Source organism: Alteromonas sp. V450 (assembly GCF_001885075.1).
Lineage (GTDB): Bacteria > Pseudomonadota > Gammaproteobacteria > Enterobacterales > Alteromonadaceae > Alteromonas.
This window is the reverse complement of record NZ_MODU01000004.1, coordinates 2,547,855-2,574,482: the sequence shown is the minus strand read 5'-3', so window position 1 is coordinate 2,574,482 and position 26,628 is coordinate 2,547,855. Positions and strand designations below refer to the sequence as shown.

Here is a 26,628-nt window from a genome sequence, read left to right as displayed (position 1 = left end):
CGATTAATATAAAAGCCCGGTAGCGATAGCTAACCGGGCTTTTTTATAGCCTATAAACCCCGGTCACAAAATCATGCGTGTTCGACTTTGTCCTTTGCAGGACGAACTTTTAGTGTACGTTCTTGGAAGATTGAATCGTTAGTTTTGTCGATAACACTGTTTAAATCGTTAGTTACAACTTCGATAAAACCGTATCCTTTTCTTTTTCCCGTTTTACGATCCTTCATTAAGCGAACCGACTGTACTTCAATAAAGCTACTGAAGTATTCCTTTACTGCGTTCTCGTTTGCTCTGTAAGGCAAATTACCCACATATAACGTTTCTACTGATCCGTCATTAGAATGTGCTCTGGCATCTGAGGAAGATGGACTTTGAATAAGAGACGCTAGCATAGGAGTAACGATACCGCTTATCAGCAGAGCAGCTGAGACGGTCAGTGGGACATGGACGTTTAAACTAGCATAAGAAAATAACAAGTAACCTGCAATTGCAAAAATAGCGCTAATAACAGCGCATTGAATAAAGCCTACTTTCATATACCTACCTTTCTATTGTTTATTATGGTGTTGGAGGCTGCTCATAGTTTACTCATTTGTAACAAATTGAACAATAAAATGTGAAAAAACTAGTCTAAAGATGGATTGAGTAGCTTGAAATGATGTAGAAATGAGCGGTTAACACCAAAAGTGGCTTAAAAAGCAAAAAAAACCAATTTAAGTGTTGATCTTTCACAAGAGGTATCTATAATGCGCTCCACGTTCTGAGGGGGCTTCGAGAGAAACAAAGCCAACTTAGTAACAAGTGCGAAACCAAGTTTTAAATCAAATAAAAAGTTTAAAAACATGGTTGACATCGAAAATAAACGATGTAAGTCAGCAGTTCGATCCTGCTTAGCTCCACCATCTACTTGAATCTGAGCTTGAACAACGTTTAAGTACAGTAAACTGAAGGCTTGTAGCTCAGCTGGTTAGAGCGCACCCCTGATAAGGGTGAGGTCGGCAGTTCAAGTCTGCCCAAGCCTACCATTCACCTGCACTTGCTTCGCAAGTGGTCGTGAAAAAGCCGCTTAACCGGAAGGGGACCTTCCTGACGGTTTTTCTACTCGCTAAAGTTGGCGGTAGTCAAAGGCTAGAGTGGAAACTTATTTTCGCCGACCGGTGACCGGCGCAGGGATAGTGTGGGGCTTCCTCATGTGAGAGTATGACACTGCCAGGTCCCATTAAGAAGAACCCGCCTTACGGCGGGTTTTTTGCGTTTGGAAAACAGAAATAATGGGGTTATGCTTCGGTTTGTAGGGCTTGCTTCTTCAGTGTTTCTATCATGTATTCGCGCATTTTAAACTTCTGAAGCTTCCCTGTTACTGTCATGGGGTACTCTTTCACTACGCTGATGTATTTGGGTACTTTAAAGTAGGCTAGTTTGGATTTCAGGTAGTCGCGTATCTGGTCTTCGTCTATATGTCGATTTTCCTTTGCCTTAATCCATAGGCAGACTTGCTCGCCATATTTGTTGTCAGGAATACCAAAGACAGCGGCGTCTGACACATCCTCATGTTGATACAAGACTTCTTCAATTTCTCGTGGATAAATGTTCTCGCCGCCGCGAATAATCATGTCCTTTATTCTACCAACTATTGTGACGTAGCCTTCTTCATCCATTTCTCCGAGATCGCCAGAATGGAGCCAACCTTCATTGTCTATGGTGGCTTTCGTCTTAACCTCATCACCCCAATAACCTTTCATTACACAGTAGCCTCTCGCGCAGATTTCGCCAGGTTCTCCAATAGGTACAGTATTACCTTGGGGATCTATGATCTTCACCTCTGTATGGGGCATAGCGCGTCCTACTGTTTTGACCTGCTTTTCAAATGGCGAGTCAATGTCAGTAATATGATTGATAGGGCTACACTCTGTCTGACCATAACCTATGACGACTTCTGTCATATGAAATTCACTATGAACCTTTCGCATGAGTTCCTCTGGACAGGTGCTACCCGCCATAACGCCGGTTCTTAGTGTCGATAGATCAAAGCTCTTAAAGTTGGGAAGTTCCAACTCGGCAATAAACATGGTGGGTACGCCATGTAATCCCGTACACTTTTCTTCTTCTACTGTACGGAGTGTTGTCTCAGGGTCGAATGACTCCCCGGGGAATACGGCGCATGCCCCCGATGCTAAGCAAACTAAGTTTCCTAATACCATTCCAAAGCAATGGTAAAGCGGTACGGGAATACAAAGTTTGTCTTCGTGTGTGAACCTCATTGCTTGTGACACTAACAAACCGTTATTTAGAATGTTTCGGTGCGTTAACGTTGCGCCTTTCGGGTTTCCCGTCGTGCCAGAGGTAAACTGAATATTGATGTTATGATCCGCGCTAAGGTTCGATTCAACGGCCTCCAACTGAGATTTAAGCGCTTGTGTTGGTTCTATCTGCAATGCAGAAAAAGCCTGTAATCCTTCTACAGGCTTATCGCCAATAGTGTATACATATTTAAGTGAAGGCAGCTTAGCAAGCGTTAGGGGATGCCTGGGTGTTTCCTTATCTTGGCTGTCTATTTCTGGCGCAAGCTCTTTCAACATGGCGACGTAATTTGACTGCTTGAATGACTGTGCCATGACTAAGTATTTTACGGCAACGTTATTAATGGCAAACGCTAATTCATCAGGACGATAAGCGGGGTTCAGGCATACCATGATCGCCCCAATCCGCGCAGTGGCCATCTGTACGATTGACCATTCGATATTGTTTGGAGACCATATACCTACTCGGTCTCCGGGTACTACACCGTTTGCAATTAAGCCGCAAGCAACACGTTCTACTTCATACCAATACTGCTGATAGGTCCAGCTAACGTCTTGATGTTTTACAATAATCGCAGGGTTATCGCCATAATTGTCGACAACATTTTTGAAATACTGCCCGATAGTGAGCGACGTCAGCTCAGCGTCATCAGAGCCAGTAAACTCACTTTTTTGAAGAGGGAGTAGTGAGTTTGGTTTAAGTTTTGATCCCATCATATCTTGCCTCCATATACATATGCATCTGATTTATAATTAAATAATAAAGTTGGCTGTTTCGACTTTGTGTTCCAAATATCTAATGGCAACCGCTGTTGTAAATACTGAATACGCAACGAATAAAACAAATAATTCAAGCTTTATTAACAATATTGTTGCAATTGGGTTTTGTCGACAAGATGTTAGTCTTATATGGCGTTATTCGACGATGAATTTATGTGACTCATCTTACACGCCGAAAGGAGAGTAATAGCTTAAAGTGACAATATATCTGATGTCTAAAGACAATTGTCTCGATTCAAAGAAACAAAAAAGCCTCCGACGAAGGAGGCTTCCTAAAAATTTTTACCTAACGAGGGGGGAGAGTTTATTCAGACTCAATTTCTTCAAAGTAAGCTCGATATTCCATACGGGTAACGTAAGAATCGCCATCTTCATCCATCATCTCAAAATCCCCTTCAACATGCGCAACCTTTAACTCCTCGGCTGTAAGTTTACCGTCACTGTCTATATCAATTTTAGTAAACTTGTTATCGGCAGTTGCTGACATCTCAGTGCGAAGCTCCTTGTTCTTCTCTGATATCATTTCACCGTCTGTTTCAGAGAATAATTCAGGATTGCCCTTTTCGGATAGTAAAGCGTCATTAGTGCCTTCCGTTTTCACCTGGGTGATAATGTCGTCGCTAAACATCGAAGGTTTTTCATCAACAAACTTGTTGAATTCAACACGGCTAATCATGCTGTCGCCGTCAGTATCCATTTTTGCACGAAGTTCACTGTCGATAACGCCAGAAGACTCAGAACCGACAATATAGCCGTTTCCATCTTTATCCATAGCGTTAAATCCCATCGAAATCTTCTCTTCGTGGTGGCCTGCTACTACTGAAGCAGATAGTGTTGCAGCAATAACAGCACTGGTAATCATACTTAGTTTTGTGATCTTCATAATCAAATTCCTTCTGGCTTTTACAGTGAACTCGGGCGCTCAATTGCCCGTACCACTAGGTCTACAGATCTCAATATAGGTGCCGGTTGAATGTAAGTCGCAACCTAACACCGCTAATGACTTTCATAGTTTGTTATTCATTGAATGTGCCAATGCATAACCAATTGAATTTTCAATTAATTAAAAGCTTAGGTAACAAAATCAATGTTATTGCTAGGTTAAATTGTCGCAGTGTTTGCAAGATCTTCATACGTCAAACTTAAGCTGATCTCAGATATAGATAGAACCCCATTAAAGAAATTAAAACAGCGAGAGTTGATCGTTCGCTATTGTCTCAAAATTAAGGCCGATAAGAGGCAAGATACTATCGGCAATGGGCTGGATTTGCTTTTCAATATAGTGGTCATATTGAAGGGGGGCCGTGGCGGTTTCTACGGTTTGAGGGCCCTGTACTGTGATGACATAGGCAATGGTAGTATTAAACTGATAGCGAAGTGGCAACCCCTGTTCTTTATAGTACTCGTCCGCTAATCGCGCAGCCTTTACGTGAGGAGGCAGCGACTTTGTATACGACGATAAAGGCTTTCGAAGCCGCTTTTTATAAACTAAAGCGTGGTCCATTTCGCCGGTTTTTATCGCGGCTATGGTGCTATTTATGTAGTCTTCGACAGGCTGTCCGGTGAACACTTTTTTGTACAGCTCGTACTGGAAGGTTTTAGCAAGTACCGTCCAATCAGAGCGGACATTCTCTAAGCCTTTAAAGACAAGTTCACCGCCCTTCATTCCTGCGTAACGTTTTTTACTGCCTTCAGAAGAACCTCGGATCGTTGGCATAAAAAACGTAGAAAAGTGAGATTCAAACTCAATTTCTAAGTGGCATTCAATGTCGAATTCATTTTTTAGTAACTCAGTCCACTTTCGATTAATAATGCTAGCTAGCTCAAGTCCGGTTTCGGACGGCGAACCCAGTGCATCATTCCCTTCTACATGAACAAATGTTGAGTCGGTATCACCGTAAATAACCGTATAGCCCAGTTCTTCAATCCAACCCGCAGTGGTTTGCATGATCTCGTGACCCCGCAGAGTAATAGAACTAGCCAGGCGAGGATCGTAGAAGGGACAGCCGCCACTACCAAGCACACCATAGAAGGAGTTCATTAATATTTTGATGGCCTGAGAGCGCGGTGCGTCTTTCTGTTTTTTGGCTTCGTCGCGCTGAAGCCATAGGTTTTCAATGATGGAAGGTAGAAAATGAGATTCGCGGCTAAATACTGCGCCTTTAAAACCTTCTATCGCCGTGTCTGGAGATTTAAGCCCTTCTGCAAGTCCCAACGGGTCGATTTTAAATGTGCGGATAATTGAAGGGTAAAGGCTCTTAAAATCAAGGACTAAAACGTCCTTATATAAACCTGGTTGCGAACGCATGACATAACCACCCGGACTAGCCAAGCCTCCATTTTCAGGTCTTACTCCCGCGACATAAGATTTGCGGTGAAGCTTAGGCAAGTACACATTTAAAAACGCGGCCACTGAGCCGCCGGGGCGACTCATATCTAGGCCGGTAAGAATACTGCGCAGCGCCAGAAAATCGATAAATTGGGTTTTATCCTGAATGCGATTGACCAGCTCCGTGTCTTTAAAGTTATAGTTAGCTAGTGCAACAGGGTCGCTATGATAAAGACGCTTTATCGCTTCAAGCTTGTCGGCAGCCTGAATAAGCTTATTTTCGCCAAGCAGTTCTTCAGAAACGTGATCGAGCGAGAACGACTCGAATTGATAAGTCATTGTTTTTAGTGCTTCGATACCATCAATAACGCATCGTCCTGGCACATCAACGAGGGTTTGATCTTCCCATTGTCTTACAGAAGCCTCTCGGCCATGGCGGCCGATAGCATACTTTAGCGAGTTAGCCCTAGCGCGGCGTTCAAGTACCGCCATATCGAACTGTTTAACATTCCAGCCTAAAAGGATATCTGGGTCGTAAGATGTAACATATGAAAAAAATGCTTCAAGCAGTGCTTTTTCTGATCCAACGGTAATAAGCTCGTACGCGCTGGCTTCTTGTCCTTGCAATGTTTGCCCGACAAAACGTGGCGGGCATAGAAGCAGCACAACGTTGAGTCCTTCACCGGCTAACGCAATGCTAAAGAGCTCTTCATTCTCATTGCATTCAATGTCTATGCTAAGTGATGTAAATGTGGTTCTGAATTGACATGGTCTGATTTGCGCATTTTCTATAACGGTCTGTGACGTATCGTTGAAATCTTGCGGGGCCAAAAATTCCACCGCGCCATACACAAAGCGCTCCATTAAGTAGCGATCGGCAACGCGAATATCGGCTTCGTACAATACAATACTGCATTCCTGCGCATGCTGGCGGAGCTGATGCATATGTGATTCGGTTGCGGTTTTTACCGTCGCAACAGGAACTTGTTCCAGCGTGTGAAACCCGTCATCTGAAATACTGATCTTTGCTGAAATACGCTCGGCGATATTGCGCAAATCATTTGTGTGCTCAACAGATACAAAGCATGTGGGGTATTGGGGTGAAGAAATTAACTTAGCGGTGCTACTAGGCGTCTTTACCCATAGCTCAACATACACCTTGCCTCGCCGGGTAAACGTACTTTTGTTGAGTATGAACCCTTGTTGTATTGTTGAGGCTGACATGAATCTGATTTACTAACCGGCTTTGTTGACGTTAATTTCTTTAAATAGCCTTATGGGCGTGTACGTTTTATAAACTCGCATTATTTACTTATCTACTGAACTGCAGGCACAAAGGCGCAATAAAAAAGCGCTAACACAGTGCACAAGAAAGGGCAGTGGGCTTAGTATAACGTTTGTTATCACCGACTCCTATAGATCTCTATTCGACAGATATGTTTGTTTTTGTAAGCAGCGCGAGTTAAAACGAAATCGTAAAGTTTTTTGTGTAAGTTACGCTGTACACGATAGAAAAGGTGAGGGCGATATGGAATATCTGTTCGATAAACAGGTAGAGCCGGGCGAGCTAATAGAAGTGGCTGATGGTGTACTTTGGCTAACAATGCCGCTTCCGTTTGAACTTGACCATATTAATTTGTATCTTCTGCGCGCTGAGGGCGGCTGGATAGTCATTGATACTGGCATAGGTACGTCCACCACTAAAGCTTTGTGGGAGCGTATATTCAAGCAATTAGACGGGCCAATAGTTGGTGTTGTTGTTACGCACTTACATCCTGATCATGTGGGGTTAGCGGGTTGGATAGCCGACGCGCATAACGTTCCCTTTTATATGTCTCAGACTGAGTATTTTACTGCTCGAGCGTTTGCAGCTGGAAGAAATGGCGCAACGAACGAGCGGGATGTGCAATATTACCAGCGAGCAGGTTTAGACAACTCCATGGTCGCAACGCTTACTTCTGGCGAGGGCAATGGCTACAGCAGCGTCGTTTCACCACTCCCCATTAGCTACACCCGTCTAAAACATGGTATGACACTGCCGCTTGGCGGTAACGAATGGCAAGTCATCATTGGGCGTGGCCACTCTCCCGAGCACGCGTGCCTTTATAGTGCACAAAAAAATATTCTCATTTCAGGCGATCATATTTTGCCGATTATCACGCCTAACATTGGCGCTTACTCAACAGAGCCTGATGCTAATACTTTAGGTGACTACCTTAGCACGTTGCCGCAATTCAAAAGCTTGCCGAAAGATACGACTGTGTTACCGGCCCACAAGCTCCCCTTTATCGGCCTACATGAGCGAGTGGATTCGCTTATTGCTCATCATCACGAGCACCTTAAGGCGCTGTTAAATGCGTGCGAGCAACCTCAAACGGTCGTAGAACTATTACCGGTTATGTTTAAGCGCAAGCTCTCGAGCCGAAACATGGTCTTTGCAGTAGCAGAGTGTTTGTCTCACCTGAATTACTTGCTTAATGAAGGAGCTATTTCGCGGACGTTAAACAGCAAGGGTGTATATACATTTAAAGCCTGTGAAGAAAAGAAGCTGGCTTGCTAGCGCAGATAGAATTCATCAAGCCAATAAACAGTTTGTTGCCTTTTCATCAGCTATTTGCGTTTTAGATTACTTGAGAATCTTCCTTTTCACTCTCTTCGTCAGACAAGGCCGCGTTAGTTGGCTGTTTAGGAATAGTTATTTCTACAACGGTCCCTTTTCCTTCTTTACTGCTAATTGATATTTTACCCTGGTGTTGCTCTATAGCGGTGTAAGCCACAGAAAGACCTAGCCCTTGGCCTTGCCCCTCAGGTTTAGTGGTAAAAAAAGGTTCGAATATACGTTGTAAATGCTTTGCCGGTATACCACACCCTGAATCAAGAATTTTGATGGAGACAGATGCTCCCTTATCCAACACGCTTAACTTCACAAAACCTTGATTATTTATAGCCTGTGCAGCATTAATCATCACATTCATTAATGCTTGTTTTAGCGGGCCAGGATTTCCCATTACTTCAACTTTTTCAAAATCACATTCAAGTTTGTAATTAGGGGTAGTGTATTGCGCTGAAATAAGAGTGATCAGTTGTTTACACACTGTGCAGATATCTACAATTTGCACGCCCTCGCTGGTTTCTAAAGAAAAGTTCTTAAGATTTTCGACGATGTCTTTCACTCTCGTTAGGCCGTCAGTTGATTCGTCGATTAACTCTGTAATGTCTTCTTTAAGAAGCTCGTAGTGATTTGCTTGAAAAAGGGCGTCTATTTGTTCTCTAAGTTCTTCACTAAATGCCTCTATATTATCTTGTACGCCATTGCATATTGAGATTAGATGATTCGCATACTGACCTAGCGTATTGAGGTTTGCGTTAACAAAACCAATTGGATTGTTTATTTCGTGAGCAATTCCAGCTGCTAGTTGCCCTGTGGACGCCATTTTTTCAGCTTGAATCAACTGGCTTTGTGCTGTGTCTAATTTACGGATGAGTTTTTTTTGAGCTTCGTGCTCTTTCTTCAATGCCTCGGATAGTTTTTGTTGGGCTCTGAAGTAACTCGCTTGTGCGGTGACATCTTGAAGAAATATGCATGCTAACTTCTGTCCAGTTTCCTTATCCTTGATTGGAAGAATTTCCATATTTTGATACATTTGGGTTTCTTCACCAGTGATAGGGCGCGAACTTTTAAAGGGAAAAATATGAGGGCGCTGTTCCCAATAGCTGAAACTCGGATGTTGTAGAACGAACACCGACTTTAGCCTGCGCTTAAGAAATTTACCTTGTCCCTGAAATAACGTAGTAACAGGCTCTCCTTTGAAGGAGTCACGTAACTCATGAGGAAGCCTATCTAGAAAAAAGTCGTTCAGATAAACTACGTTAAACGACTCATCCACAATTCCAATTCCGACAGGTAATTTACCTACCAGTTGTTCAAACATTATGCGAGTAGCTCATCCAAAGTGTCTTTCATTCGCGCTAACGATTCATCATCTAAACAAAACACGACACGCATGCTGAACGACGATATAGCAATGACAAACTGAACTTCCATTACAAGACTGTGTTGCCATTTTAATTCGTCAAAGTTCGATTTATCAGGCTGAAAAAGCGTAGGCATGTTCAAGTTTGTTGTAAGTTCTAGTTGTTCAGACAAACCCGCTAAACAAGCTCCTGCTAATATATTGCATAGCTCCAGAATGATTTCTTGGATATCTTCGTTGGACAATGGCTCGTCATAATCCATCAATGTCGCCACTTCCTTTAGTCCAGAACGCGAAAGTACCGACATTACCTCGCCGTGCACATCGCCAAGAAAAGACTGACGAGTGTAGAAAGCGTCTTCAGTTTCGAACAGTAAACTGTATAGCTGTGTGGGTGTAACAGCTGAGATTTTAGGGATAGAAATATCGATCTTTGTTTCAATAAGTTGGGCCAAAGAGTTTGCTGCTTGGCCCATCGATATATTCAAGAGTTCCTGAAGCGCGTCTCTTTGCTCTTCATCTAACGGTAATACAATACTCATAGATACCCCAATTCAAACAACACCATTGCCAACTCTTCTTTGTCTAATGGCTTACGCAGAAACCGCTTGGCACCTAATGACATGACAATCTTTTGTTTTTCAGGCTGAAAGTCAGCACTGATGACAATAACGTTTGGGCTGTCTGATCTCTCGTGAAGGTATTCTAATACTCCAACTCCGTCCACCTCTGGCATTGTTAAATCTAATAACACTAGCCCAAATGAACTTTCTGCTAGCGCATTAATGGCTTCTTGGCCATTGGTAGCTTCAGTTATTTCGTATTCTAAATCTTGAGGAAGTGAACGAATTACGCTTCGTCGAGATAGTTTAGAATCATCTGCAACCAAAACAGAAATTGACATGTACAGCCTCCTAGCAAGGCGGTTAATAATTTCGCCTTTTCATAAAGTATGTGCAACTTTGACGTTACTGCAACAATCTGCTGCAAATTTATTACGCTTTTTACCTTAGTAATTCGTCTAAACGTGTAATAGCGCGCTAAAAATTAGTGTATGACAAAAGTGACTTTTGTGCTTATTAGATTTTAGTTTAAGGAAATGCGTTAACCATTGATGTGCTTTTCGGACATTGAAATGCGTTGATGTGTTTAACGCGCTAAGTATAGCTGTGACAATCCATACATAGGCCTTTAAATACAAGAAGGTAAGGTCCAAACGTTTATCGAAAATGAAAACGTACTTTTTGCCCGCTACTCGGGCAAAATGAGATCTGCCATTATTGGCAAGTGATCAGAATATTTTTTTGTCTGCCCATTCTTTATTTTCTTACACTTTTTTACGTGGATATCGCTCGTTGTCCACATTCGGTCTAATGAAAACACAGGAAATTGACTAGGAAAAGTTGGGCCAACTTTATGCTGAACAAGCAGGCGATTCAGCGCACTAAAAGCACGAGAGAAAAATTGCCATTCGTTGAAGTCGCCCGCAAGTAAAAGTGGCATTTTCGTTTTGCTTAATCGGTTCGACAAATACTCATGGATCATGGAAACTTGAGCATGACGTTCGTATTTTTTCAATCCCTTGTGTGTGTTAACCACACAGAACGGGCCCTTTTCAGTTTGGAGTTCTACAATCTGAACGTTCCTTGGCTGACGATTAGCCTGACTTACATCAAGCGTTTCTTGAGCTCTAATGTCAAAGCGCGTCAGTATCGCATTGCCATACCATCCATGGGCCTCCCTAATAGCTGGAGAAGGGACCAAGCGAAAAACATTGTCTGCGCAAATGTCATTGATATCCTTGGCTGTATCTCTATGGCTCGGTCTCGTATCCATTTCTTGAAGCAATACGATATCAGCACCACTCGCAGCCAAAAATTGCCCAATACGCTTGTAATCTTGTCTATTATCACGGCCTACGCCACTATGGATATTATACGTTATTACGCGGCACACTTTTCAGCCTCCGTTTTTTCGTCGGTACTTCGCTGAGATTTCTGTTCTTGATACCATCTTGCAAACTTCTGAGAACCGAAAATCATTAAGCCCCATAAAACGATGCCAGCAGCTAAATAACCAATGGTTTCCGGTGATGGATTCTGCCAAATTTGAGCAATAGAGTCTCCCACCAAGCCTTTTGCAATCATAGGGGGAAACATTCCAAGAAACGTACCTATTAAAAATTGAATTAATCCAATAGATGATATTCCTGCTACCAAGTTGACCAAGCTGAACGGAGCCACGGGCAACATGCGTATTGCTGCAACTCCAACAATGCCACTTTTCTTTAGTTTGTTATCTACTGCGGCGACCTTGGGACCTCCTACTTTCCTGAGTCCGGCGTTACCTGAAAGTTTGCCTATTCCAAATAGAATGGCAGAGCTCAGCAATGCGCCCATTATTCCATAAATCGGGCCCCATATAGGACCGAATATAGCGGCCACTGCTAGGGACAATACCGTTACAGGGAAAAACAAAACACCGCCAACCACGTAAACGAGCAGTACAGTTGGAAGTGCAAAGTAAGTACCGCGACTCTTCTCCAAAAATGCATTGATACTGTCTGAACTCAACCAAGATATAGACTGGCTTGCCCAGAACATTAATCCACCTAGAATCGCGATAATCGTCAACCCCAATAGAATCATCACACTTCTGCGACGTGGGTTTCGCGCCGGAAGCGCAGCGCCATCCAGAGTTGGAACGGATAATAGTGGTTCTTCAGGATCGGAGAGGCTTCTAAAAAGATTGTTAACTGAATGTTCTGTGAAGACTTCATCACGTACCTCTGTTAGTACATAACCATGAGCAATTTGATTTTGCATCAACGATTTAACAGGGTAACGAGTATCTAAAAGAGCTGGCATGTCGTCCAAAGCTCTTCCGGTGTGTTCAGCGAGGAGATCGTTTCTCACCTGTGCAATACGGGCCTGGTTTTCACTGTTGTTTCCAAACAACACGGTATCAATCTCAGTATCAAGGGTCATTGAACGATTACTAATATTGGATGAACCAATAACCAGATATTTATCATCGATTGTCATTACTTTTGAGTGGATACGTTTGTATGCTTTCCTACCCTGCATATCTTCAATAGATGAGTAGGTTAACCTTACCCTTTTAGGGTCGATGTCTTTTTCTAGAATAGCTTTGAATTCGATACGGCTGGCCCAAAATGCTTCGCATTCAAATTTACCTTTTGGCTCATAAGAACTGACGATAATTACTGATAAATTAGGCTTGGCCTTGAGCTGTTTGTTTAGCGCTTCTGCAACCTCTTGGCGTGTTGTAAACTGATTCTCGATATAGATCAGGGACTCTGCCTCACTGATCAAGTCAAGCAACATGTGACGAACTTCTTGTGCGGGTTCAACTTCATCCATAAAGGGTATAGTTCGCGCCAATGCGCAAGGCACATTTTCAAAAAGAGGTGGATATTCATCAGGCCACGACTTTGGCAGTGGCGCATCTTCTCCTGTTTGTGCACTACTCCTTATATCAATAGGTGTACTGTTTGCAACACGCTGCCAACGCCATCGAACCAACTTTGCAAAGTCATTGACAACGGGGCCGCTAGACACCATTTGAACGTCATGTAAAGGCCCGTACTCTCCATCAGGCCCGTTGCGCTCTTTCGATACTACTGGGTGGTCTCTCGTATCCCAGCGGTTTGTCGAAACATCCATACCCCCAGAGAAGACAACTTCATCATCAATAACCACAATTTTTTGATGTTGACTTCCTCCCATAGGAATAGTGTCGTCGAGCTCCGTCTTAACATTATCAGGTGTTTTCTCTTCCCAGACTTCCTTAGCCCACATTTCCCGTTGTGCAAAAAAAGCAAGTGATGAATCCCAGCGTAAAAGATAAATTTGTATGTCAGGCTCTTGGTTTGCCTTCCATTTCAGAAGATCGCTTATAACGCTAGGAGCTTCGCTGTTTTTTTCATCCTCGCCACGTAATAGACGTATGCGGCTGTCAATATCCCAACCAACAATAAAAATACTGTGTTTAGCTTTTTTAATAGCGTTGTGAAGCGCTTTATAATAATTACCGCAATCAATCAATGGCGTCGCGAAGCGCGCTTTGTTTTCGACCCAACAATTTTCTCCTGGTTGAAAAATATGTTTTGTTGATTGCATTTTATCCACCTGATTTTTTACGAACTCTTGTGTCTAATGCAGGTTTTATACCTTTCTTCGTGGTGTTTTAATTTAGCTATCATTCTGAAACTTAGTGGTTTTTTTTACTTTTATTGTTGGGGCAGTAACCGCAGTATAAAACGCCGTGTAAGTTTTTCACGGCGCAGCGTATTTCTGTTTCACTGCTGGAAAAATCTTTGATTGTCATCTATATAGACTTTTGACTATATCCATCTGGGGGGGCGCGATGAAGTTTTTTTCCAAAGAAAATGCAGCAGAGCAGGCACTCGCACAATCAATATTGGCCGTTGTTACCATCGATGAAAATAACAACGTGACGTTTTATAACAATGCTGCACAAAAACTATGGGGCTATACACCACAGGAGGTATTGGGAAAAAACATCAAAATGCTTGTACCCCATGAGCATCAGGCTAATCACGATAGCTATGTGAACACTCATCGCGCGACCAACATCAACAAAATTGTTGGTAGTGCGCGTGAAGTTGAATTAGAAACAAAGGCTGGCGAGCGTATTTGGGTACAGCTCGCTTTATCACAAGTCATTGTGGGCGGCAAAAAACACTATACTGCGTTTGTCAGAGACGTTACCGAAGAGCGTGAATCTCGTGAAATTGTAGAGCAAACGCTGGAACAAGCGCTCGATGCGGTTGTGTGCATAGACGAAAATAACAATGTAACACTATTTAATGCGTCAGCAGAAAAACTGTGGGGCTACGAACGCAACGAAGTGCTTGGCCAAAATGTGAAAATGTTAGTCCCTCAAGAGATCCAAGCAAATCACGATAACTATGTGAATGCAAACAGAGAAACGGGTCAGGATAAAATTGTTGGTACTAGCCGAGAAGTGAAGGTGGAACGCAAAGACGGAAAGAGTTTATGGGGGCGGCTATCGCTGTCAAAAGTGAGGCTGGCTGACAGGACCCTTTATACTGCGTTCATCAAAGATGTAACAGAAGAAGTTGAGCAAAGAGAGGTGCAGCGTATGCTGTCGTTAGTTGCCAACGAAACAGATAATGCAGTAATTATTTCAGATGCAAATGGGCTAATCGAATATGTCAATAACGGTTTCTTTAGACTGACCGGTTGGGAGCTAGATGAAGTAAAAGGTAAAAAGCCAGGCTCCTTTTTACAAGGTGAAGAAACCGATCCACGTACCGTAGATGTGATCCGTCAAAAGCTAAAAAATCGTGAAGCTTTCTACGATGAAATTCTCAACTATCGAAAAGAAGGCACACCGTACTGGACGTCTCTTTCAATTAACCCTGTTTTCAAAGAGGGGGAATTGGTGAATTTTATTGCCGTTCAAGCTGACATTACTCGCGTTAAACAGATGGCGTTAGATTTTACTAATAAACTTAAAGCAATAGGCAGCGCGTTGGTTCTTTTAGAGATTGAGCCTACTGGTAAGGTAATCGAGGCGAATAAATTGCTGCGGGATACATTGAAGGGAGTAATGGACACTCCGGCATTTGCTTTAGAAGTAATGAATAGGTTAACGCCAGAAGATAAATCAAAGCTTGAGTCTTCAGGCTTCGTTTCAAAAATACTGGAATTTAATGTAGAAGATAATTATTTAGCGTTCGATGCAAGAATAAGTGCCTTGAAAAACTTCAATGGCCAAATTACTCGTTTTGTATTTTTCGCAGTAAATATATCGTCCAGAAAGCAAGCCGTGAACGACACTCAAGGGGCCATGCAGGAACTACTAACAACGAGTCAAACCATTAGCACGATTGTCGGTACAATTAATTCAATTTCCGAACAAACTAATCTACTTGCACTTAATGCTGCAATTGAAGCTGCCCGAGCCGGTGAGATGGGGAGAGGGTTTGCAGTGGTCGCTGACGAGGTGAGGACGCTAGCGGGGAACTCGCAGTCGTCTTCAAATGAAATAGATAATTTGGTGAAAACGACTGTTGCGAAGATTGAAGAATTAGCACAGCTCATCCAACGTATCGACGGATAGCCACGGCATAGTGCCCCTTTTTTTGCTGGTAAGAGGGGCACTTAACGCCGTAATGTGTTGACGTTAGCGAGTTTTAAAATCTATATTCGACGCCAATACTCGCTTGCTTTAAGTCAGTTTCAAAGTTGGTGTCGTCGATATCGTTAAACGCTTCATCTGCGTCCAGCTCAGTGTCATACACAGTGTATTCTGCATTCAATAGAAAATTGCTGGTTAACGCGTAACTTAAGCCAGCGCCGACAAATAAACTCTCATCGTCGTCATTTGTTGATATACCTGCGATTCTATAGTCTGTTTCTGACCATAGTTGACCTGCCTTGGCGTATAGAGAAAAGCGTTCTGTCAGAGGAAGCATGCCTTTTATAGCGGCTGTGTATCCATCGGTCTCGGCTCCAGCGATTTCATTACCGTAATCACCAAAGTCAATGTAGCTACCTTCAATAGCAATCCACTCATTAAATTTATAGCCGGCGACACCCTGCCAAACGTCCTTGTCATCATCGAAATCGTCTTCACCTTCTACCTTGAGATAGCCGTAGTTACCGCCAATGTAGAAGCCACTATCTTGTGCATCAATTGTGTTTGTCTGTGCATGTGCACTGATGCTGGCCATTGAAAATATTGCGGCAATTGCTGATAAACCGGTAATAGCTTTGAATGTGTTTTTCATTAGTCCGTCCTTTTAACGTTTCCTTTGATATTGCGTGGACTTACTACTCGCATGCTAGCCAAAGTTGTGCGAAGTGTCCGACTTATTTCTAACAAATGTTATGCCATGGTAGATATTTCAGAATCGTGAGGAAAAGCGTGAAAGACTTTCATTCTTTAATGAGAAGTGTTTGAATTTTAAACAAAATGTTGGCGCTAAACCAAATTTGGTGAATGGCTTCATGCAATATTTTCAGCCCCCGTGAAAGAGCTGCAGAGTGTCACACTTGTAATGAAGATGGTTTGAACCTTTCAGTCGCCGTAATCGAAAAACTTGAAAATCAATTCAGGTCAATAGAAAAATTCTATCGCTTGAATTCATTTTATTGGCTGTAAATCTTGACCGACTCTGACTATCTTCTTAAAGCAGTATTAAGTAAACAAAGTGTTAAAAGGCGTCAGGTGGACGTTTTCTACACATTTAGCTGATAGAACAGGATACGATCATGATTAAGAACGGGTTGAGAAAAACCACATTGTCTGCTGTTATTGCTGTTGCGCTGAGCACTTCTGGCGCTTGGGCTAACGATCAAATATCAAAGCCTGCGGGTGCAAAGGGCACCGGTATGAGCAAAGCATTTCAAGCTAAAAGCAACCAGTTTTGGTGGCCAGATCAGCTTGATCTTTCACCATTGCGCGACCATGACAAACGCTCTAATCCGTTAGGTGAGGATTTCAGCTATGCAGACGCGTTTTCAAAGCTCGACCTAGCGCAAGTAAAGCAAGACATCAACACGCTACTTACTACGTCTCAAGATTGGTGGCCAGCAGATTTTGGTAACTACGGACCTTTCTTTATTCGACTTTCATGGCACAGCGCTGGCACGTATCGCACACTTGATGGGCGCGGCGGTGGTGATGGCGGTCAAATGCGTTTTGACCCCCTAAATAGCTGGCCTGATAATGGAAATCTCGACAAAGCGCGGCGTTTACTTTGGCCAATTAAGCAAAAATATGGTGAGAGTTTATCGTGGGGCGACTTAATGATACTTGCGGGAACCGTAGGTATGGAAAATATGGGGTTTGATACTTACGGATTTGCTGGTGGTCGTACTGACGATTGGGAGCCTGATATGGTTTATTGGGGTCCAGAAGTAGAAATGCTAGCGAGCGATCGCGAAGAACGAGACGGAAAATTGCAGCGACCGCTTGGCGCAACGCATATGGGGTTAATCTATGTTAATCCTGAAGGCCCTAAAGGGGTACCTGACCCAGTAGGTTCAGCAAAGAACATTCGTACAGCGTTTGGTCGCATGGCAATGAATGATGAAGAAACCGTAGCCCTTATCGCAGGTGGCCACACGTTTGGCAAAATGCATGGCGCGCATAAACCGTCTGATTGTCTGGAAGCAGAGCCAGGTGGTGCAGGCTTGGAAGAGCAAGGTTTAGGTTGGAAGAACAATTGCGGCAAAGGCAATGCGGAAGACACAGTAACCAGTGGTCTTGAAGGGGCTTGGACGCAGCTTCCTACGAAATGGACCAGCTTATATCTTCAAAACTTACTTGGTTTTGAGTGGAAACAGACACGCAGTCCTGCAGGTGCTATACAATGGATCCCTACAGATGAATCACTGCACAAATCCGTACCTGATGCCCATATTGAGGGTAAGAAGAATCCTCCAGTAATGACAACTGCAGATTTAGCGCTTAAGTACGATCCTGAGTACCGCAAAATTGCAGAACGCTTTTTGGCAGACCCCAAAGAGTATCAAACTGCATTTGCGAAAGCGTGGTTTAAGTTAACTCACAGAGACATGGGACCCAAAGCTCGTTACTTAGGGGCTGATGTTCCAGAGGAAAGCTTTATTTGGCAAGATCCGGTTCCTAAGGCGGACTACAAGCATATCTCTAGCAAAGACGTAGCGAAACTTAAAAAAGACATCCTTGATACTGGTTTAACGTTGCAACAATTGGTTAAGACAGCATGGGCAGCTGCGTCTAGTTTTAGAGCATCAGATTTGCGCGGCGGTGCAAACGGCGCTCGTATCGCCCTAGAGCCTCAAATGAGTTGGGATGTAAACGAACCAGAAACAGTGCAGACAGTCGTCACCAAACTTAAAGCGCTCCAAGAAGATTACAATTCGCGCATGTTCTCGAAAAAGAAAGTATCACTCGCAGACTTAATTGTTATCGGTGGCGCTGCGGCTATTGAGAAAGCGGCGTCTAATGCTGGTGTAAACATTGATGTACCTGTAGTTGTAGGGCGCACAGATGCCACACAAGAGCAAACGGACGTGAACTCGTTTTCTTTGTTAGAGCCAACAGCTGACGCATTTAGGAACTATTACAACCCTGACAAGAGCTATCGCTCTCCTACTGATATGTTGGTAGATAAAGCTGACCAACTTAATCTTACAGTACCAGAGATGACTGCTCTTTTAGGAGGTATGCGTTCACTTGGTGCTAACGTTGATGGCGTGAAACATGGTGTGTTTACTGATGACACTAACGCATTAAGTAATGACTTTTTTGTTAACCTTTTAGACATGGGGACCAAGTGGCGTAAAACTGATAACCCTGCTATATACGAAGGCGTTAACCGCAAGACAAATGAAGTGATATACACGGGGACACCGGTAGATTTAGTCTTCGGGTCAAATAGCGAGTTACGCGCAATAGCAGAGGTATACGCTTACGATAATGCTAAGGCGCGCTTTGTCCAAGACTTTGTTGATGCATGGACAAAAGTTATGACGCTTGATCGATTTGATTTACGACATGATCTAAACGCTCAGTTAGCAAAGTAAATGCTAGATTAAGTCGCTAGACTAAAAACATAAAACGAGGGCTTTTTGCCCTCGTTTTTTATGTCATCGAAAAACTGTTCTTGTTTAGGTAGACTTCGAGTTTACTCTAACGTTATTGTCGACAAACATTATGGCTTCAACGCAGCGTGCTCTTATCAATTTGGAAATACTTAGCGATGATATACTGTCGCTAGCTCACAATGATTTGCAAGATGATAAACATTTGCTGCTACTTCGCGATTTTTTAACATCGTTAAATGGTTTTAATGCGCTTATTGAACATGAAACTGAAGCAAGCTTTAAGACTATGCTTCAGGGTTCATCATTTGAGGGCGTGTTTGAAAAAAAGGGAATGGTTAAGGTTTACATTAAATTACTCGGCTTTGTGACAACAGCATGGCAGGCATCGAACAAAGCAAAATTAATTATTGACGACAATTTTGAAAGTGATGCAGATAAGCGCTTAGAGTTACTTCAAACGAAGGCCATTCGCGCAAAATCTCAGCTAAAAACGGTTGCATCCGCGATGGGGTATCGGGACTACCAAAAGTTTCTGAGCGCATTAGCACTTGACTGCCCTCAGTGGCAATGGGACACCCTTCGCGCTCGATTTTAGCCTTGCGAAAAGTGAGTGCTTGCACATGTGTTTACAAGCACTTAATAGTGAAAAGTTGTTAGGGCGTCGTGTTTCTTACAGAAATTCCGTCATTGAGTACACGCACCTCTCTTTGAGGGAAGGGGATTTCAATATTGTGTTCACGAAGTGTTTCAAACACGGTTAATAATAGGTCTCCACCCACTCGATTCTTTCCATCGTCTACGCCTTCCATCCAAAACTCGACAAACATGTTAACACCAGAGTCCCCAAAGCTATCGATCTCGCAGTCCGGCAATTCTTCAAACGGTACTCCCTCACCGCTAATGACTTGAGGGTGCTGGGAAACTGCCTCTTTTACTATTTCAACCATGGCGCGAATATCAGTTTTGTAAGCTACTGAAAAATCGATTCTGTAGCGCTGTTTGGGGTCCTTATGCGTCCAATTTACCAGCAATGAGCTAATGAATTTTTCGTTGGGTACCAAGATATCTTTACCGTCGTAAGTCTCCAAAACGGCATATCGCATTTTAAACTCTCTCACGATGCCTTTTTGTCCGTCTTCTAGTTCGACGAAGTCTCCCACCGTTAAAGATTTGTCGAGTAAAATGATAATGCCTGAAATAAAATTTGAAGCTATTGACTGTAAGCCTAAACCCAAGCCTACACCTACTGCACCGCCAAATACAGCGAGTGCTGTAAGGTTGATACCCATTACGTTTAATAGCAAAAGGAATACTACACAGAAAAGTGCAACTTCAAACAGCTTTGCGAACACCTCTTTTGTTGATACATCGAGTGACTTATGGTTTCTAATAATGTCTTGTCCGATAGCATTAGAGCTTCTGCCCAGCCAAAATAACAAACCACCAAATAGAATGACTCTTGTTACGCCATAGGCAGAGATCTCAACATTGCCTACCGATATCGCTATCGATTCCAGTGAAGTCGTGATAAGCGGAAGAAAGTCAATTAAGTGGAGAAAGAGAATAGGTAAGCCAATCCACCGCATACAAGATGCTATTGTCTTGTTTTCAACAAACCCGAGAATGAGAGAGTTTACAAACAGCATTAAAGCAACAACTACCGCAATTTCTAGTAACCAAGCGTCAAATTGAAACTGTGCACCAAGTACAGTGGTGAGCTTTAACATGCTGATTGTAATCAAAGGAAAAAGCGCTTCTCCCAGATTATATAAAAAACCATGTAGTGTGTGAGCACCTTGCTGGGGTTTCTCTCGAGTGAACTTAAATGGTTTTTTCACTTGTCTCGAAAGAATAAAAGCAATGCAATAAATGGTTGCAATGGTTATCAGTTGTATAACGAAACTATCTGATATTACCGATGCTTTAATAAGCGCTAACTTTTCTTGAAACTGGTTGTTTAAATGATCAACATTCATGTTTTATTCACTAATTTAATTACGCAGGTATAGCGTAGATACTAAAAACAGTATTGTTAAAGCTGAGCGCTTTGTATCTTTTATAACAAACTTCGTAAAGCAATTTCTAATGGCACTGTTACTTGATTTCTATATTTTGATATTGGTAAAACCAAAATAGCCATCTCAGAAAGAAATATTTTTTGATGCTTGGATAAGTAGTAATAGAGATTAATACTCGATCTGAATTTATATTATTGATTTAATTGATTTTATTCTTATTTTTAAAATTGCCTTGTTTCTAAAAGCAGTATGTTATTGTGAATTTTAGAATCAAAAAATTTGTCGTATGAATGAGTAAATATCGTTACACGTAAAAATTGGTAAGTTTAATTGGTTGACATTGTGTAAGGCCAGGTTGTAGTATTAAGACGTTTTCTGCTGCTTACTTAAGCAGAGTTGACAGGCTTATCGACCGTGTTGGGTGTACCTGCGATTCGTTTTGTTTAGCATCTGAACAGTCTAATTGAAACGTTAAACGGTGTGCCCACACATTGAAGCATAGAATAAAAACAGTTACTCAAAGAGTACCCTACGCAAAGCAAACAGGCTTCTTTCAAGAAGCCTGTTTTTTTTAGTGGGATAAAAAATCGACTACTGACGTAGGTGTGTTATTGAGTATAAGCCGCGCGTTTCGTCGGTTTTGCGCTTTATTTCTTCCAGAGCCTTTGCCTCGCTTGCATCAAAAAGGGCGTTGATAAGGCGGTTGAAATGTTGATGCATGGCACGACGTGCTCCCGCAGAGTCCTTGTTTGCAATGGCGTCATAAATAAGCGTGTGTTCTCGTAATCGTTGTTCATCGCCTTGAGAGCAAACGTCACTGTAAGCGGCGATAACTTGCGGTACTGTCCGGCGCAAATTCCACAAGTTCTCAACTGAAATTAATATTGCGTTATTTCTCGTGGCTTGGGAAATAATTTGATGAAACCGTTGGTCAGCCTCGTCAGCCTTACTTGGTGTTTGCATTGCTTCTAGCGTTTGTTTTAATGCGTCGAGCTCTTCATCTGAAATTGTCGCTGCCGCAAGCGCTGCGGCCTCTCCTTCGATTAACGCTCTTGCTTGAGTGAGTTCGAATGCGCTAATAGGTTGTGCAGGATTGACGGATTTTTTTTGGCGCAATACGTAAACGCCTGAGCCGGTTTTGACCTCTACGCGCTCTCTTACCTCTAGTGCTATTATGGCTTCTCTGATGGTCGGTCGACTTACGTTGTAGGTCTCTGCGAGTTCGCGCTCGGCGGGTAGGCGGCTTCCTTCCGGATAGATACCTTGGTCGATAAGTGCTTCTAACTTTTCAACTATGCCCCAGAAAAGACGACGAGTCTTCATAAATACTGCCCTTGTTTGCCTGTTTAAATGCCGATGCTGAAAACGGAATTGGTCATATCTTTTTATCTTACGATTGTATATCGAACTTATTTTAAGCGCAAAGCCATTGTCGCACAGCGCTTTTTTATCGCATTCTCACGCCAAAATAACCACTGGTAATACCTATTTATTATATTTGGTAAAATAAATAGGTTGTTTTTGGTCTTACTATTGGTTAGATTTCAATGGTCGGTAACAAATTAATAACAGCATAGTTGCTAATTTGCAAAGTTTGTGGACGTAAACGGCAAAACTTCGCGTTTGTTTACAGGTGTAATGGAGAAGTGAATGAGGGTTCGTGTGATAGAGTTCAGATTACTTGTTGGGGCTATTTTTTTATTGTGTAGCGCGCTCGTCAAGGCAGAAGACTTCTTCATCGACAGTAAAGCATCGTTAGAAAAAGCGCTGGCAACGGTTGAACCGGGCGACGAAATAGTGCTGAAAAACGGCGTGTATAAAGACTTTGAAATTATTTTTAGTGCAAAAGGCAGTGAAGGAAAACCGATTGTTTTACGTGCCGAGGAAAAAGGTAAAGTACTGTTAACAGGGCAATCAAGCTTATCGTTGGGCGGTGCACACCTTGTCGTATCTGGGTTAATTTTCAAAGATGGCTATTCGCCCTCTGGCGCTGTAATAAGCTATCGCATAAATAAAAATGAAATTGCTAACCACTCCCGCGTAACGGAAGTTGTTATTGAAGATTATTCGAAGCCAGACAAATTTGAAAACGATTATTGGGTCGCGCTTTACGGAAAACACAATCGATTAGACCATTCCTATTTAGCGGGTAAACGAAATCGTGGCGTCACATTGGCAGTTCGCTTAAATTCAAAAAGCAGTATAGAAAACCATCACCTCATTGATCACAATTATTTCGGCTATCGACCCGAACTTGGCTCTAACGGTGGTGAAACGCTGAGAATAGGTACAAGCCATTATTCGCTCGAGAACTCTTTTACACATGTTGAAAACAATGTTTTTGAGCGTTGTAACGGCGAGGTAGAAATAATCAGTGTTAAATCAGGCGGCAATATCATCCATGGCAATACATTTATCGAATCTAGAGGAACGTTAACGCTTCGCCACGGTAACAACAACGTGGTAACAAACAACGTATTTTTAGGTAATGGCGTACACAATACGGGGGGAGTACGAGTTATAAATGCAAACCAAGAGGTAGCAAACAACTTATTTAAATCCCTCACAGGTTACCGGTTTGGAAGTGGTTTTACTGTAATGAACGGCGTGCCTAATTCGCCGCAAAATCGTTACCATCAAGTAGATGGTGCCAATATTCACCACAATACTTTTATCGATGTTGAGCATATTCAGTTCGCTGCCGGCGCTGATGAAGAACGTTCGGCCCCACCTATAAATAGCAAGTTCACAAATAATCTTTTACTTTCACAAAATGCGCCAATAACCATGAGTTTCTTCGATGACATAAAAGGAATTAAGTTTGCTGACAATGTTGCAAACTATAGTGTCGAAAGTACTGTTCAAGAGGGTTTCTCAAAGATCAGCAATATTGGGCAAACGCTATCGGAAGACCAAGAGGTGGGAAAAGTTGGGGCTTCTCCCGACATTGTGACACTAAGTAGAGATGATGTTGGCCCATCTTGGTACGCGAAAAAGCAATACGAAGTCCCTTTTGATTCTGGCAGAGAGATAGTTGTCGAGCCTGGCGTAAACACGCTTTTTAATGCGGTAGCTAAAGCAAGTGACGGCGATACGTTGATATTACAAAAAGGCAATTACAGCGAAGAGAAAACAGTAGTGATCGACAAAACATTGTCAATTAAAGGTGTGAGTCAAGAAAACGTTGTTTTATTGCCGCAGCGCACGGCACTGTTCGAAATTATTGATAATGGCAATCTTAAACTGGCGTTTCTGTCCTTGTCTGGTGAAGACGCGCCTGATGCTGCCGGAAATACTCTCTTGAGAACACAGAAATGGGGAATGATGACTAATTATCGTTTCGACATGCGTAACGTGTCGGTGTTGAATCTAAATATTAACCACAGCTATCACTTCTTTGCCGCAGGAGCACGAAGCTTTGCGACATCGGTTAATATTGAAAATAGCGAGTTTTCGAATATTACTGGAAACATACTCCTATTTGACAAGGAAAGAGACGACCTCGGTATCTACAATGTGGAAGTACTCAACTTTTCCAATAATCATATCGAGCAGGTTGACGGAGCATTAGCGCTAATATATCGAGGCGGTACAGACGAAAGCACATTCGGGCCTAAAGTCACATTTTTCAAAAACCAACTTGAGAGGGTTGGGCTTGGAAAGCGCAATAAGAGTAAAGCGAGTATTTTTCTTCATGGTGTTCAACAGGCGCTTTTAAAAAGTAACGATATTAAGAGCAGTGCCAAGGTTGTGATTGAGCATACTGTGGGCGAACCAAAGACATCTATCGTTAAAAATCTTTTTGAAAATACACCAGACCCTAAAGTTATCGATTTCCTATCTCAAGGAGCTGAATGTGGCTGTCAGTAGTGACTACTCTCTTTTATCTGAATTTGTATGTATTAAAGCGAGACGAATATGAGAATTGGTTTTATCGGTGAATGTATGGCCGAACTGAAGAAGGTGGACGGTGTTTTAAGCGAAGGGTTTGCGGGTGATACATTTAATTCCGCGGTTTATTTAAAGAGAACGTTTCCTGAGTTTGAAAGTTATTTTATCAGTGCCGTTGGGGCAGACGTGCTTTCCCAAGAAATGGTGGCGTTTACTCGGTCTGAATCAATCGACGCGCGTTTCTTGTTTACCCACCCCGAAAAGCATCTAGGCCTTTACAGAATATACACGGATGATCAGGGAGAACGTTCTTTTACATACTGGCGGAACGATTCTGCAGCTAAATGTTTTATGTCATTGCTGAAGCCCGACGACATTTCTTCATTGGAAGACCTGGATGCCATTCTGTTCTCAGGCATAACATTGGCTGTGCTGCATCAATATGAGCTAAATGAGTTCTTTTCACTGGTTAATAGATTGAAAGAGTCAGGAGCGACTATCGTTTTTGATATTAACCATAGGCCGGCCTTATGGAAGGGGCGAGACGATGTACTTGCTATTTACGAAAGGGCGTTTGACCTAGCAGATATTACCCTTCCTGGCGTGGAAGATTTTAATTTTCTTTATGGTTTTAGCACAGTACAGGAAGTAGTTAGGTTTCTCGCTCCTTTTAAATTTAAACAGCTTGTAATTAAGAATGGTAGTGAAGCGGTAACACTTGTAGATGAACAAGGGAATACTTCACAAGTGACGCTTACTCCAGTGAGTAATGTGGTAGATACGACATCGGCAGGAGATGCGTTTAACGGTGTTTTTTTAGGCGCCTATTTAAAAAGTAATAATGCTTACGAGAGTGTTATTAAAGCGTCAAAATGTGCTGGTTTTGTAATTCAACACCCAGGTGCAATTGTAGACGCGAATACTTATAGATTATTTGTCAGACAATCGTTGTAATAAATATTCAAGAGACAAAAATGAAAAAAATCTCAGAACTAATGGATGGCCAAAAACTGCTGCCCATAATACAAGTTGAAAATGAAGAAGATGGTGTGTCAATAGCTCTCGCCATGAGTGATGCAGGTCTAAATACAGTAGAAGTTGTTCTCAGATCTGAAAGATCTGCACATGCAATAGCAGCTATTAAGTCTGCGCTTCCTAATATGACAGTGTGCGCAGGAACTGTTATTGATCAAGTTTCACTTGATGCTGCTGTCGATGCGGGGGCCGATTTTATCGTTACACCAGCCGTCACTGAGCGATTGCTTGCTATGTTGGGAAACACGAACCTACCCGTTTTACCTGGAGTGTCGAACGTTGCCGAAATTATTTTGGCACGTGAACACGGATATCGCGAAATGAAGTTGTTTCCAGCGTCTTTATCAGGTGGAACGGCTTTTTTGAAAGCCGTTGCTGGGTTGTTCAAAGACACCTCTTTTTGCCCAACAGGCGGTGTGTCGCAAGCTAACTTCAACGAGTATACGTCGCTTCCAAACGTATTTGCAGCAGGTGGAACGTGGATCTCAAAGCCTCAATGGGTGGCAGACAAGCATTGGCAAAACATCACTACAGCATGCAAGGACGCGTTACGGTAGTCAATGCTACTCGCTGAGAGTATTAATTGGCCGACTATTACATAGTCGGCTTTTTAGTTTCTATGTCTCGACAATTTACAGACTAATATTATAAAAAACGCATAATAGGTGTTTTTTTGAACGCCAATAGACTATA

General features: G+C 42.5%; 19 protein-coding genes and 1 tRNA gene. 8 read left to right on the top strand and 12 right to left on the bottom strand.

From position 1 onward, the window contains the following. Nucleotides 1–71: 71 nt before the first annotated feature. Nucleotides 72–536: an RNA-binding protein gene (locus tag BK026_RS11200; RefSeq protein WP_071815929.1), complete on the bottom strand. Its 465-nt coding sequence runs from the start codon at nt 534–536 to the stop codon at nt 72–74. A 412-nt stretch (nt 537–948) separates the two neighbouring features. On the opposite strand from BK026_RS11200, the gene BK026_RS11195 reads away from it, so the two are divergent. Continuing rightward, nucleotides 949–1,025: transfer RNA gene (locus BK026_RS11195), tRNA-Ile, on the top strand. 252 nt (nt 1,026–1,277) lie between these two features. On the opposite strand, the gene BK026_RS11190 is transcribed toward BK026_RS11195, so the two are convergent. The 3 genes from BK026_RS11190 to BK026_RS11180 form a co-directional block, all read right to left on the bottom strand. Then, on the bottom strand, nt 1,278–3,017 hold the full coding sequence (locus BK026_RS11190) for an AMP-binding protein (protein ID WP_071815928.1): 1,740 nt from the start codon (nt 3,015–3,017) through the stop codon (nt 1,278–1,280). 367 nt (nt 3,018–3,384) lie between these two features. Beyond that, nucleotides 3,385–3,963 (bottom strand): hypothetical protein, encoded by a 579-nt coding sequence (locus tag BK026_RS11185; protein WP_071815927.1) that lies wholly within the window; start codon nt 3,961–3,963, stop codon nt 3,385–3,387. Nucleotides 3,964–4,263: 300 nt separating this feature from the next. Next, nucleotides 4,264–6,633 (bottom strand): DNA polymerase II, encoded by a 2,370-nt coding sequence (locus tag BK026_RS11180; protein WP_071815926.1) that lies wholly within the window; start codon nt 6,631–6,633, stop codon nt 4,264–4,266. A gap of 304 nt (nt 6,634–6,937) precedes the next feature. Between BK026_RS11180 and BK026_RS11175 the strand changes: the two genes are divergently transcribed. Beyond that, nucleotides 6,938–7,969: an MBL fold metallo-hydrolase gene (locus BK026_RS11175; protein WP_071815925.1), complete on the top strand. Its 1,032-nt coding sequence runs from the start codon at nt 6,938–6,940 to the stop codon at nt 7,967–7,969. Nucleotides 7,970–8,030: 61 nt separating this feature from the next. Here the strand turns inward: BK026_RS11175 and BK026_RS11170 are convergent, their stop codons facing one another. The 5 genes from BK026_RS11170 to BK026_RS11150 all read right to left on the bottom strand — a co-directional run bounded on the left by BK026_RS11170 (nt 8,031) and on the right by BK026_RS11150 (nt 13,525). Continuing rightward, nucleotides 8,031–9,341, bottom strand: coding sequence for a sensor histidine kinase (locus BK026_RS11170; protein WP_071815924.1), 1,311 nt, complete (start codon nt 9,339–9,341; stop codon nt 8,031–8,033). Then, on the bottom strand, nt 9,341–9,925 hold the full coding sequence (locus BK026_RS11165; RefSeq protein ID WP_071815923.1) for a chemotaxis protein CheX: 585 nt from the start codon (nt 9,923–9,925) through the stop codon (nt 9,341–9,343). Before BK026_RS11165 ends, BK026_RS11170 begins: the two co-directional genes overlap by 1 nt. After that, nucleotides 9,922–10,287: a response regulator gene (locus BK026_RS11160; RefSeq protein WP_071815922.1), complete on the bottom strand. Its 366-nt coding sequence runs from the start codon at nt 10,285–10,287 to the stop codon at nt 9,922–9,924. Before BK026_RS11160 ends, BK026_RS11165 begins: the two co-directional genes overlap by 4 nt. A 347-nt stretch (nt 10,288–10,634) precedes the next feature. Continuing rightward, on the bottom strand, nt 10,635–11,339 hold the full coding sequence (locus tag BK026_RS11155) for an endonuclease/exonuclease/phosphatase family protein (protein WP_177247905.1): 705 nt from the start codon (nt 11,337–11,339) through the stop codon (nt 10,635–10,637). Beyond that, the gene (locus tag BK026_RS11150; protein WP_071815921.1) at nt 11,327–13,525 is read right to left on the bottom strand and encodes a VTT domain-containing protein; all 2,199 of its coding nucleotides are present in this window, start codon (nt 13,523–13,525) and stop codon (nt 11,327–11,329) included. Before BK026_RS11150 ends, BK026_RS11155 begins: the two co-directional genes overlap by 13 nt. Before the next feature lie 247 nt (nt 13,526–13,772). Between BK026_RS11150 and BK026_RS11145 the strand changes: the two genes are divergently transcribed. After that, on the top strand, nt 13,773–15,515 hold the full coding sequence (locus BK026_RS11145) for a PAS domain S-box protein (RefSeq protein ID WP_071815920.1): 1,743 nt from the start codon (nt 13,773–13,775) through the stop codon (nt 15,513–15,515). A 73-nt stretch (nt 15,516–15,588) separates the two neighbouring features. On the opposite strand, the gene BK026_RS11140 is transcribed toward BK026_RS11145, so the two are convergent. After that, on the bottom strand, nt 15,589–16,185 hold the full coding sequence (locus BK026_RS11140; RefSeq protein WP_071815919.1) for a porin family protein: 597 nt from the start codon (nt 16,183–16,185) through the stop codon (nt 15,589–15,591). A 484-nt stretch (nt 16,186–16,669) separates the two neighbouring features. Between BK026_RS11140 and katG the strand changes: the two genes are divergently transcribed. Continuing rightward, nucleotides 16,670–18,970 (top strand): catalase/peroxidase HPI, encoded by a 2,301-nt coding sequence (katG, locus tag BK026_RS11135; protein ID WP_071815918.1) that lies wholly within the window; start codon nt 16,670–16,672, stop codon nt 18,968–18,970. A gap of 130 nt (nt 18,971–19,100) precedes the next feature. Further along, on the top strand, nt 19,101–19,586 hold the full coding sequence (locus BK026_RS11130; RefSeq protein ID WP_071815917.1) for a hypothetical protein: 486 nt from the start codon (nt 19,101–19,103) through the stop codon (nt 19,584–19,586). Between the two features lie 58 nt (nt 19,587–19,644). On the opposite strand, the gene BK026_RS11125 is transcribed toward BK026_RS11130, so the two are convergent. Together BK026_RS11125 and BK026_RS11120 are read right to left on the bottom strand one after the other, a co-directional pair. Continuing rightward, nucleotides 19,645–20,967, bottom strand: a complete 1,323-nt coding sequence (locus BK026_RS11125) for a mechanosensitive ion channel family protein (protein ID WP_071815916.1) — start codon at nt 20,965–20,967, stop codon at nt 19,645–19,647. Between the two features lie 633 nt (nt 20,968–21,600). After that, nucleotides 21,601–22,332, bottom strand: a complete 732-nt coding sequence (locus BK026_RS11120) for a FadR/GntR family transcriptional regulator (protein ID WP_071815915.1) — start codon at nt 22,330–22,332, stop codon at nt 21,601–21,603. 327 nt (nt 22,333–22,659) lie between these two features. On the opposite strand from BK026_RS11120, the gene BK026_RS11115 reads away from it, so the two are divergent. Genes BK026_RS11115 through eda form a run of 3 tightly spaced genes read left to right on the top strand, consistent with a single transcriptional unit; the run spans nt 22,660 to nt 26,492 of the window. Further along, nucleotides 22,660–24,879: a polysaccharide lyase 6 family protein gene (locus BK026_RS11115; RefSeq protein WP_071815914.1), complete on the top strand. Its 2,220-nt coding sequence runs from the start codon at nt 22,660–22,662 to the stop codon at nt 24,877–24,879. Nucleotides 24,880–24,927: 48 nt separating this feature from the next. Continuing rightward, nucleotides 24,928–25,854, top strand: coding sequence for a sugar kinase (locus tag BK026_RS11110; RefSeq protein ID WP_071815913.1), 927 nt, complete (start codon nt 24,928–24,930; stop codon nt 25,852–25,854). Nucleotides 25,855–25,874: 20 nt separating this feature from the next. Then, nucleotides 25,875–26,492, top strand: coding sequence for a bifunctional 4-hydroxy-2-oxoglutarate aldolase/2-dehydro-3-deoxy-phosphogluconate aldolase (gene eda / locus BK026_RS11105; protein ID WP_071815912.1), 618 nt, complete (start codon nt 25,875–25,877; stop codon nt 26,490–26,492). The last annotated feature ends 136 nt before the right edge of the window (nt 26,493–26,628 follow it).